The organism is Ferdinandcohnia sp. FSL W7-1320 (genome assembly GCF_038050315.1).
GTDB classification, from domain to species: domain Bacteria; phylum Bacillota; class Bacilli; order Bacillales; family Bacillaceae_L; genus Ferdinandcohnia; species Ferdinandcohnia aciditolerans.
On the sequence record NZ_JBBPAM010000001.1, the window covers coordinates 3,964,458 to 3,976,187 of the forward strand.

Here is an 11,730-nt window from a genome sequence, read left to right on the forward strand (position 1 = left end):
CACCTCACTTTAATCCTTAAGATATAACGCTAAATCTGGGATTGTTTTTTTAATTTCTTTGGCAATAATTTCGGCAATTTTATTTGCCCCGTCCTCTCGAAAATGCGTATCATCACTAATTCCATCAGGGTAGTTTCGATGTTCACCCGGCTCAAACCAAATAAAAAGATTTTTACATTCTTCAGGACCTAAAGATTCATATAAATTCTTCGAATCACTCCATAAATCGATGATACTCACTTGTTTTTCTTTTGCTAGGGCGACCATCGCTTCCGGATACTCTCCTAAACTATTCATTATTTTTCCGTTTTCATCGAAGGTTCTTCGATGCATCGAAGTTACTAAAATCGGGATTGCCTCTTTTGCTCTAGCGCCTTCGATATATTTGCTCAAATATTCTTGATAGGTTGAATATGGTTCTGTTCTACGATGGTCCTGTTTTTGATCGTTATGACCAAATTGAATAAAGAGGTAATCATTCGGTTGAATTTCATTTAGTATTGATTCTAACCTCTTTTCATCTATAAAACTTTTTGAACTTCGACCGCCAATTGCGAAATTGTGAATGATAACATTTTCTTTAAAATATTGGTTGATTACCTGTCCCCATCCTGCACGCGGTTCTTCGTTCGGTGGGCAATCAGATACTGTCGAATCTCCGGCAATATATATATGAATGTTTTTCATTGAAACACCTTCAATTTGTCTATTTACTAAAACTTGGTTCTCTCTCATTTGATTTTACTTCGTCTTTCCCATTTACTTTTTCTTCAATTCTTGCAAATACTTTCAGCGCTAGCCACATAATAAAATAGGCTAGTATACTTACACTTAGAAAAGGTATAAGGGATGGGACATAAGTAAATCCCATATAAAGTATGAAAATCCCTAATACCATCGCAAAAGTAACGAGTGGGTAGGATAGACCGTACATGACGGCATTTTTTATATACGATTTTATATTCCCATTAAAATGTACGTAGATTGGGAAAATATATAGTAGAATTACGATGTAAACTGAACAAATTGCAATTAGTGCATACCTTACCACAATAAAAAACATGCTTGTGGTTGGAAGAAATACAAGATCAACATATAAGATATATCCAGCTATGAACAGGGTAAGCCCTAGGAGGTTGGATTTTAAGAATTCTTTCTTATATACACTCCAAAATGTTGAAAAGACAGGGATATCTTCATCTCCCATGATCCACTTTCGAGTTACTGCAAAAAGCGCTACAGTTGCGGGTACAAATCCTGCAACAACTAGTCCCATTATTGTAAATAGAAGCCATAGCATATTTAAATAAATCAAACGTGATATAGCCCCACACCAACGGTAAAATGGACTGTCCAATCCTCCTAGCATATGTCTTTCCCCTTTCTATTTTTGTTTATTAAGGAAGTTCAAAAAGTCATCAAATGATAAACTGCGAATCTCGGTAGTTTATTACAAAGATAGAACAAGGTCCTTGTATGTGTGCCTCGTACCGTTCCTCAAGCGACGAGTTCCTTGACCTTCTATGCTTCTGACTTGTCGACTTATTGTTACACTTATTCCGATAGTTGTCCTTGGTAACTTTTAAGTAATTCTTTAATCGAAATTGGTTTCTTCTCTTCGACTGATTTCCAAACCGCTTCTCCAAGTGCGATTGAGTAAGCTCCAGCTTCCGCACCTGCGAGTATTTCATATTGGCGTCTTGGATCAATGCCTTGATAAAGATCATGAATTAACACAGGATCTCCACCGCCATGACCCCCAGCTGTTTGGACAACATGAATAATTTCTTTTGAACCAAATAAAGGATAGTAATCAATTGTTTGCTCAGGCACTTCGAAAGGTACCCGACTTGGTGCATGAAATTCTTGAGTTTCAATTCTTCCCTTAGTACCATTGATAGCTAAGCGATAGCCCTCAAATGGTGTAGAGAAATTAATAGAATAGCTTAATAGAGCACCTTTGTTGTATTTTACACTAGCTGTATACGTATCTTCTATGTTTATCTCGGAGTCAAAGATACATGCATCCGGTCGATAATCCGTATATTTGTTTTCTTTTTTATCGCCCATGTTTAAGTGATCATCTTCAATTACTTCAGAAAATTCACGAGGATTCCATCTTAAGTAATAATCACAATTATCTTTTACATCGCATGTACCACAATATCTGTTATCAGTACTTGGGTCTGGGTTGAGCTCTCCATTTGGCCCATAATAATGTAAGGCTCCATGTGCAAAAACCTCTTCTGGATATTGATCAATCCACCAATTTACAAGATCAAAATGATGTGTTGATTTATGGATTGAAAGTCCACCAGAAAGTTCCCTTTTCCGATTCCAGCGTTTGAAATAGCTCGCCCCGTGGTATGTGTCGATATACCAATTCAAGTCAACCGAAGTCACTCTCCCTATTTTACCTTCTAAAACGAGTTCCTTGATTTTTCGATGGTACGGACTATAGCGATAATTAAATGCCACAGTCACTTTACCTTTACTATGTTGTTCTGCTTCAATGACCCTGTTAGCATCTTTAGCGGTTGTAACCATTGGTTTTTCTGTGATGACATCAACATCATGTTCAAGTGCTTTTAAAATGTAATCGATATGTGTGTTGTCACGGCTTACAACAATGATACAATCCGGTTTAGTTTCCTCGATCATTTGATCAATCTGATTTGGAAGATATGTCGGTGTTTGAGCTAATACAGGAAATTTCTCCTTGCATAATTCAAGACGGTATTCATCGCTGTCTAGCAAACCAACAATCTCGCTTTGTTTTGCAAACTTTTCAACTAATGGTGGAATAAACATTTTTAGTGCTCTGTTACTTAATCCACAAACTGCATATTTTTTCATTGATTATTTTACCCCCGGATGTTCAGCAAGCAATTTCTCCATCTCCATACTTGCCATAATAAAAGCACCTGCACCATGTAAGTCGTTATGGCTGCGCTCACGATTAATATAATAGTCATATACTCCAATTGAAGTACCGATTACAATATCATCTATAATAAGAGTGCCTTCTTCAGTTTCTTGAACTTTATACTTGAGCAGTCCCTCATATGCCTTTGTTGCATATTTTTCAAATTCCCCGCCTACATATTTCTTAGAAACAGCTTTGGCAATGACATAAACGAATAGACTGGAAGCAGATGTCTCAAGCCAGTTATCTTCATTGTCTCCCTTGTCCACAACTTGGTACCATAGGCCAGTCTTTTCATCCTGATATTTGACGACATCTCGAACATAATCTCGAATGAATGCAATCCACTCTTTCTTATGTGGATGGCCCTCTGGTAAAATATCAATCATGTCTATGACTGCTAATCCATACCAACCAAGAGCGCGCCCCCAAATCTCTGGAGCTTTACCATCAGGACGAGCCCATGGCTGTACCGCCTTTTCATCCCAACCGTGATGATATAAACCGGTCGCTTCACTCTTTGTATGCTTTCGCATTAAGTTTTCCTGATGAATGACCATCTCGATTAAATTTGGCTCATTGAAATCATTGGCATAATGTAACGCAAATGGTCCACCCATGTATAAGCCATCTAGCCACATTTGGTACGGGTATTTATCCTTATGCCAGAATCCGCCTTCGCTTGTAAGATTTAAAGTTGTAAAAATATTGCGTAAACGTCGTGCTGCTATTTCATATTTTTTTAATCCAGTAGCTTTATATAATGGGAATAATAACAGTCCTGCTTGAATTGAATCTAACTCATCTCTAGCAAATAATAAGTTTCCATTTTCATCGATATTGTGATCAACATATGCCTTTAAGTAATTAAAATATTTGTCTTCACCTGTTTTGTTGTAAACTAGATCCATTCCACATAAAAATACGCCTTGGTGATAGTGCCAACGTCCTCCAGGTGGAAGCTCCTCTGGAGTAAACTTTGTCATCAAAGTGTCACACATTTTTTGTGCAAAATATAAAGGTGATTTTTCAACTATCGTGTTATTCAAGAATATTCATCCTTTCTCACATTGAAATAGGTAAAATTTGAAAACGATAACAACTCTCCTGCCTTTATGATAGGATACTATTATAATAATAACTATAATCATTTAATTTACTTTTAAATAGGCCAGTATACCCTTGAATTCATTAGGAATGTTCTAATAATATGAACACAATGTAACAAAATGATTATTCAAATTATGCACGCTTACATTTATAATTAATAGACATTCGAATATTACAGGGATGTTACAAACTTAATAATCATCCCCTCACATTTGAATAGATTTGGAGTGATTACATGAAACTTAAGCTACCCGGAAGCTTCTTCCATAGGATGATTTTATTTGTAAGTATTTTGGCCATTATTCCCGTCATTATTGTCGGAATATTTTCATTCCTTCGCTCAACCTCTGTTGTGGAGAATTATGTTGCAAAAGAAAAAGAACATAGTGTGGACCAAATCCAAACAAATGTCGAGCAGGTTATTAAGTCAGTGGACCAATCCCTGACACAGTTAGCATCTTCATCAAAAATTATAGAATCATTAAGAGAACCACTTACTACAAGACAATTCCAGTTGTATAACCAGTTAAGAGACGATCTTAGTCATCAGCAAACATTCGATACACGTCTCACTGATGTTGCTCTGATTAGTCTTCAAAATAATTGGCTCGTTAATAATTACGGACTACAACGATTATCTGAGGGACAGCTGAACGAAATCTCCGATCGTTATCTTTCACTAAAGACAAGCTCTGTCTGGCTTTTAGAAAAAAAATCGAAGGAACCTTTGTACAAACAAGCTGCTTCCCGTGCTTGCGGCTATAATTTGAACCTAATTAAGAAAATACCTGCAATTTCTTCAAACAAAACAGGGATGATTATTGCGAATATACCGACATGCAGTTTTCGCGATATTTTAAAGAAGGACAACTCTTTAGAAACTTTTTATATTCTAGACAAAAATGGAACCGTTGTCTTACAAAGCGATACAAATAATGTAGGACAAGCTTTTGAATATAGTGATGTATTGTCTGAAAATACATCACTTGAAGAAGACACTGGGCAATTTACGATTGCATCCGATAGTACAGACTATCTTTTTACCTATCGAAAATCGTTCTATAATGGTTGGACTTATGTTTCTGTCGTTGAACTTGGTGAACTAACAGCCCAATCAAGATCCATCGGATGGCTAACACTTGCCATCACCTTATTAATTGCTGGCGTTTCATTATTACTAGCTTTATTTGGTAGTAGAATAATCTATCAACCTATTAAACAATTACAGAATGTAATTTTACACTCATTAACCAATAAAGAAGAACGAAAAGATATGAATGAATTTGTCTTTATAGAAAACCATGTAAAAGACATGATGAAACAAAATGATATCCTAGAAAAATCATTATCAAACCAAATTAATCAACTCAAACAATTTTTCATGCACCGACTCTTAACTGGAAATGTTACTGATGAAGAGTTAGAAGGTCGAATGAAATATTTTGGCTATAACTTAGATTATAAATGGATCAGTGTTCTAACAGTTCAAATCGACAGTCTTGATGGGACTTCTTATAAGCCAAAAGAAGAAGATGTTCTATTATTTGTTATTAATGGACTGGTTGAAGAAATGATTCCGAGTGATGAGCGAATGCTGCCAATAGTTAATAAACAAACTCAAGTTACCCTCCTATTAAGCAACATAGAATCGAAGGATGAGTTTAATCAATATGTAAATGATCTTGCTGAACAAATTCAGAAAAAAATAAAAGAGGAATACAGTGTCCCTGTAAGTATTGGGATAAGTGAACCATTCATAAATGTTCTTGAGACGAGAAATGGTTATAAGGAGAGCCTAGAAGCTCTCAAATACACTCTAAAATATGGTACTGAATCGATTATTTTCTTTGAAAACCTTGAAATCGGAAAAGGTTTGCATACCTACTTCCCTAAACGACTTGAAACTGAACTATTCGACTCAATCAAAGTGAACGACAAAGAGAAAGTCTATCGTTTACTCAATGAGCTAATTGATGAAATTTTCTCTGAGGATCTGAATCATATTCAATACCAAATTTCATTAGTAAGATTATTAAGTGATTTAATTGAACTTATGCACACATTGGCAATCAATGTATTAGATTTAGAAGACAATCGTTCAATATTTGAAAAAATCTATGAACTGAAGTCTAGAGAAGAAGTAAAGGACTGGTTTATCACAGTCATCATTGATCCCCTTCTTCAAAAAATTGATGACCGTGCTGAATCCCAGTACAAAACTATTTCAGAAAACATTGTTCATATCATTCATGAGGAATTTGAATCCAATATTACACTAGATATGATTGCAAATAGGTTACATTACAATCCGAATTATTTAAGCAGTATTTTTAGGAAAGAAATGAACATTTCATTTAGTGAATATTTATCCATGTATCGAATTAATATGGCAAAAAAATGGCTTGCTGAAACTGATATTTCCGTGAAAGAAATTTCAGATAAACTTAACTTTAATAACTCCCAAAACTTTATTCGCTCCTTTAAGAAAATTGAAGGAACGACACCTGGTAAATATCGTGAGTCAATAAGAGCTACCTAAGAAAGGAATTGTGTTCATGCAAAAACTAGTAGTTTCTCAACAGGGAGATGGTGATTATTCCACGATTCAAGCCGCGATTGATGCGGTTCGGGTCTTTCCTCTGGAACCAGTAACCATTTATGTAAACAAAGGTATATACGAAGAAATCATAACTGTACCTGAAAATAAACCCAATATTACCATCATTGGGGCTGGAGAATACGAAACGATTATTTCAGGTAGTAAATTTGCCAGAATGAAAAACGCAGATGGGAATGAAATTGGGACATTTGAAACAGCTACTTTCCAAGCGTTTGCAGATTTATTCCAATTGAAACATCTTACAATTCAAAATGTTGCCGGTTATGGTGAGGATATCGGCCAGGCACTTGCACTTTATGTAGCTGGTGATAAATGTACATTTAACCATGTTAGGTTATTAGCAAATCAGGATACTCTTTACACATCTAAGGGAAGACAATACTTCTCAGAGTGCTATATTGAAGGACATGTAGATTTCATTTTTGGCTCTGCTGTCGCTGTTTTTGAGGATTGTACGATTCATAGTCTTCGCAAAGGCTATATTACCGCTGCGTCAACTCCTAGGGAAAATGAATATGGGTATGTTTTCAAAAATTGCAAACTAACTGGAGCAAAGGGTGTCTCTGAAGTATACTTAGGACGCCCTTGGCGACCATTTGCCCATACAGTCTTTATCAATACATGGATGGGTCAGCATATTCATCCCCTTGGATGGGATAATTGGCGAAATGAAGACAATGAAAAAACAGCTCGGTATTCCGAATGGAATAGTACAGGACCTGGAAGTGATTCCCCACACAGAGTTAGCTGGGCAAAATCATTAAGTGAAGAGGAAGTTTCAAAATACTCTTTAGGGACTATTTTCCATACGAATGATAAATGGTTACCAAAATAAGCTCCCAAATCGGGAGCTTATTTTTTCATCAATCATCTAATCCGATGTACTCAAAATAATCGAAATCAGCATGGCGTAACGACTCAGTGCCATTTGAACTTGCATACATTCCTAAATAAGCACCTGTAAAGCCGCCTGCAATATCTGTGCTTAATATTCTTCCATCCACATCTTCTTTTAAGACTTGCCACTGTTCAGGCTTTTTTGCTACATAAAAATGATAGGACTGACCATATGCCTCAACTTTTAAATAAACTTCATTTTGTTGGTAAGGACATGACGCAATAATTTCTTCTTGTCCCGCTTCTCTCTTTATCAATTTGATCTCAGATTGTGTGTATTCTACTCGATAATGAAAGTCCGAGTTTTGTAACAATACAAGTCCTGCGGCCTCATACTTATTGTTTGGTGAGAATTCCATTTTTGTTCGAGCTGCAAAATTTATATGGCGCTGTCTAAGACCAACAAAGGCAGGATTGACGGTTTCTGTGATCGTTTCAGCCTTCAATCGTAACCGCAAATAACCTGGGCGTTCCGTTAATGACCAAAAATCACCTCTTGGTGTTCGGATGAAATTCCACTGCATCTGTAGTTCCGATAAATCAAAATGGTCACAAGCTGGTATGGTTGGCCATCTTTTCTCCTCGATATTAGGCTTGATTCCTTCCATTTCAATAATGCCTTTTCCTGGATTGACGACAGGCCACCCTTCTTCCCATTTGAGTGGAACGAGGAAGGACTCCCTACCTAGGTTTCGATATTCACCACCGTATGGACGTGAACCTAAACAAACCATCCACCATTCACCATTGTTTGTATCAATAATATCACCGTGACCTACATTTGAAATCGGGTATTCTCTTCCTAAATGCCGATGTGTCAATATGGGATTCGTTTTAGCACCTTCATACGGGCCGGTAACGGATTCGCTCCGTGCAACTGTAATGGAATGAGTAAAACCAGTGCCACCTTCTGCAATGATTAAATAATACATGCCATTGACCTTATATATATGTGGTGCTTCCTGGGCATGAACATTCTTTAAAGCCCCATCCCAAAGACTGTATTTCTCCCCGATCAATTGCTTCGTCTCTAAATCTAGTTCCTGCAACCAGATTTCCATATGTTTTGGATAAAGCTGCCCTCCTGGAGGTCGTCGATTTGCTGTCACATATACTTTTCCATCATCATCAAAAAACAATGATGTATCAATGCCAGGACAGTCCTCTAGCCAATATGGATCAGACCAAGAGCCTTCAGGTTTATCAGCTGTTACAAAAAAGTTTCTTCTAGCACCTGTTTGACTTTCTACAAAGGTTGTAATGACATAGAAGACACCCTCGTGGTAACGTATGGTTGCTGCATATATTCCCTTTGAATTAGGTGTTCCATCAAGATTCAATTGACTTGGTCTGGTAAGCACATGCCCGATTTGCCTCCAGTTTACCAAATCCTTGCTATGAAAGATGGGTATACCAGGAAAGTACTCAAATGTAGATGTGACTAAGTAATAATCATCATCTACTCGACAAATAGACGGATCTGGATAGAATCCTGGAATAATTGGATTTTTAAATGTAGACAATTTGTTCTCCCCTTTCTTCAAAACAATAAAAGGGCATTAAATGCCCTTTTAATTGTGAACTGAAAAATAGTCGAAATCTGCGTATCCTTTGCTATACTCATGGTTGTCGTTATAACAATAAATTCCGATTTGAGCACCAACCCATTTTCCTGGTGTAGCTTCAAAGATGTCTTCTGCCTGTGCAAAACTAATCCCATCCTCACTAAAGCTAAATCTACAAATCGCACCTTCATTGACTTCTACTTGTAAAAAAAGTTTATTTCCTTTGATTTCGCCGATACATTGTTCGTTTTGAAGATTTTTCTCATTTCCCCTGACATAAAAAACACCAAGTTGACCATCTAGTTGCCTCACTTCAATTGAAGCATACTGTTCTCCTAGTACAAGCAAACCACAGTGATCTTCAGGGGATTCAGGAGAAAAAGTCAGTTTTGTTGTTACTTTAAAAACTTCTGCCGGGAATTTCTGTGTCATAACATTTGGAATATGATAAAGATTGGTTTCCCCAGACTGGCCAACAGCATATAGCCTCAACATTTGGTCTTTTATATTGTACCAATGGGATTTACGATTTGCTTGCCATTGCCACTGAAGCCCTAATTTATTCGAAGTAAAATCATCACTCATGTCGGGAACAACAACCTCTGAAGATGCTTGTGCTTTTGGTTTTTCCCATTGAATCACAGGCTCTCCGATTCCTGCCTCATTTTGATTTTGCCCCATTACTGGCCAATCATTTTCCCAATACATTGGTTGAAGATGAACAATACGACCGTATGCTTCCTTATCTTGAAAGTGGAGAAACCATGATTCACCAGTTTCAGTCTCAACCCAACCTCCTTGATGAGGACCATTAATATTCGTCTTCCCTTGATATAGAACAATCTTATCCTCGTATGGGCCAAAGATATTGCTTGAGCGCAGTATTGTTTGCCATCCGGTTGGAACCCCACCTGCTGGAGCAAAAATATAATAATAGCCATTTCGCTTGTAAAATTTAGGACCTTCGATTGTTGGATGATGCTGTGTTCCATCAAATACATGAATACCCTCATCTAAAAGCTCTGTTCCATCTGGTTTCATCCGACTTACATGGAGAATGCTTTTGAAACCAGTTCTGCTTTTTGCAAAAGCATTGACCAAATATGCCTGACCATCATCGTCCCAGAATGGGCATGGATCAATCCATCCCTTGACTTCTTTAACTAAGTGTAATGGTGTCCATTCCCCCGCTGGGTCTACTGCCGTACTCATAAATATGCCTTCATCAGGTGCACTAAAAAACACCCAGAATTTTCCGTCGTGAAAGCGAATACTAGGAGCCCATACACCCTCCCCATGTCGTGGTTTATCGTAACTAGCGTAAGGAAATGTTTGTGCCACATGATTAATAATCTTCCAATTTACAAGATCAGTAGAATGTAAGACCGGTAAACTTGGTGACATATGAAAGCTTGAAGAAACCATATAATAATCTTTTCCTACTCGTACAACATCAGGGTCTGAATAATCTGCATGTAAAATCGGATTTTGATAAAAACCATTCTCTAAATCTGCTTGCCAAACCTTCCGATCAACAACACTTTTTTTTGCTTCCGTCATGTAAACAATCATCTCCATGCTAATATTTGGATTTATTGTTACCTAACATCCAAGGTAGAACAAAGCCATTCAAACGATTGATCTCCACATATCTCATGTCCACCGTCAAAAAGATGTGATTCTACTAAGTGTTCACTTTTACGTTCTGTATAGATTCTTTTAATCTCCTTAATTGCTTTTTCAGTTTCTTTAATTGGAAAGAGATGATCTTGTTTTCCTGCTTCAATAAAGAGTGGTCGTGGAACAATTAATGAAATTAACTCAGGCATTTCCGCGTCTTGCAAGATGCCCGGTACATAATTATCTAGACAGTGCCTTCTGTGTATGATACTACCTTTAAATGTATTCGCATAACAGGAAATAACAGTTGCAGTGATTCGTTGATCGAAAATAGAGGTGTAGGCGGCAACAAGTCCGCCTCCCGAAATTCCCATACAACCAATGCGGTTTGAGTCGATTTCTTCTAACCCCTCCATGAAATCTAAAACTTTTTGACATTCAAAAACACGAAGTCCTGCAAGTGTCTTTCCATAAAGCAATAACTGACTCGCCAGTGAATAACAAGAATTATCAGAAGGGTTCGTACGGTCATCATTTGAATAGGTTCGTTCCCCAAAACCAATTAATTCTGGAGCCACCACAATAAATCCCCGTTTGACAAGTTCCACCGCAAAATCCTTATGTAATCCTGGTTCCCCTTTTCGATCATTTCCAGATGGGTCTAGCCCCACAATATCTTTGTTTCCATATCCGTGACCATGTAAGGCAAGTATTGCTGGAGCTTTTTTTCCGTGAATATTATTTGGTACCAACACATACATCTGCATCCTAACATTTGGTAGAGTTGTAATCTCAGCACTATACCTTGTATAGTGCTCATATTGCTTTTGCTCGACCAAAGTAGGCTGAAGAGGCTCGTCATTTTTAAAAGTACCGATTCGTTCATGAAATTTTTCTTTTAATACTGTTTGCCATTTTTCATCATAAGTTTTTCTATCACTTTTAACAGTGTCTTGATATAATTCATCCAAAAATGGATGGGTTACCCACAT

The 11,730-nt window shown here is 37.1% G+C and carries 9 protein-coding genes; 2 read left to right on the plus strand and 7 right to left on the minus strand.

Features of this window, described 5'->3' with window-relative positions:
- Positions 1 to 9 precede the first annotated feature (9 nt).
- The 4 genes from NST91_RS19490 to NST91_RS19505 form a co-directional block, all read right to left on the minus strand.
- Positions 10 to 735: a rhamnogalacturonan acetylesterase gene (locus NST91_RS19490; protein WP_341332463.1), complete on the minus strand. Its 726-nt coding sequence runs from the start codon at positions 733 to 735 to the stop codon at positions 10 to 12.
- Positions 707 to 1,369 (minus strand): YesL family protein, encoded by a 663-nt coding sequence (locus NST91_RS19495; protein WP_341332464.1) that lies wholly within the window; start codon positions 1,367 to 1,369, stop codon positions 707 to 709. Before NST91_RS19495 ends, NST91_RS19490 begins: the two co-directional genes overlap by 29 nt.
- A gap of 185 nt (positions 1,370 to 1,554) precedes the next feature.
- Positions 1,555 to 2,856, minus strand: a complete 1,302-nt coding sequence (locus NST91_RS19500; protein ID WP_341332465.1) for a Gfo/Idh/MocA family protein — start codon at positions 2,854 to 2,856, stop codon at positions 1,555 to 1,557.
- Between the two features lie 3 nt (positions 2,857 to 2,859).
- Positions 2,860 to 3,975 (minus strand): glycoside hydrolase family 88/105 protein, encoded by a 1,116-nt coding sequence (locus NST91_RS19505; protein WP_341332466.1) that lies wholly within the window; start codon positions 3,973 to 3,975, stop codon positions 2,860 to 2,862.
- A gap of 296 nt (positions 3,976 to 4,271) precedes the next feature.
- Here NST91_RS19505 and NST91_RS19510 point away from each other — a divergent pair, with 296 nt between their 5' ends.
- Together NST91_RS19510 and NST91_RS19515 are read left to right on the plus strand one after the other, a co-directional pair.
- A complete protein-coding gene (locus NST91_RS19510) occupies positions 4,272 to 6,575 on the plus strand; it encodes a helix-turn-helix domain-containing protein (RefSeq protein WP_341332467.1) in 2,304 nt (767 codons plus the stop codon).
- Positions 6,576 to 6,591: 16 nt separating this feature from the next.
- Positions 6,592 to 7,491: a pectinesterase family protein gene (locus tag NST91_RS19515; protein WP_341332468.1), complete on the plus strand. Its 900-nt coding sequence runs from the start codon at positions 6,592 to 6,594 to the stop codon at positions 7,489 to 7,491.
- 28 nt (positions 7,492 to 7,519) lie between these two features.
- Here the strand turns inward: NST91_RS19515 and NST91_RS19520 are convergent, their stop codons facing one another.
- From NST91_RS19520 to NST91_RS19530, 3 genes are read right to left on the minus strand one after another with little or no spacing between them, the layout of a single operon-like run.
- A complete protein-coding gene (locus NST91_RS19520) occupies positions 7,520 to 9,076 on the minus strand; it encodes a glycoside hydrolase family 43 protein (RefSeq protein ID WP_341332469.1) in 1,557 nt (518 codons plus the stop codon).
- A 48-nt stretch (positions 9,077 to 9,124) separates the two neighbouring features.
- Complete coding sequence (locus tag NST91_RS19525; RefSeq protein WP_341332470.1) at positions 9,125 to 10,678, minus strand: glycoside hydrolase family 43 protein; 1,554 nt, start codon at positions 10,676 to 10,678, stop codon at positions 9,125 to 9,127.
- Positions 10,679 to 10,716: 38 nt separating this feature from the next.
- Positions 10,717 to 11,730, minus strand: a complete 1,014-nt coding sequence (locus NST91_RS19530) for an alpha/beta hydrolase family protein (protein ID WP_341332471.1) — start codon at positions 11,728 to 11,730, stop codon at positions 10,717 to 10,719.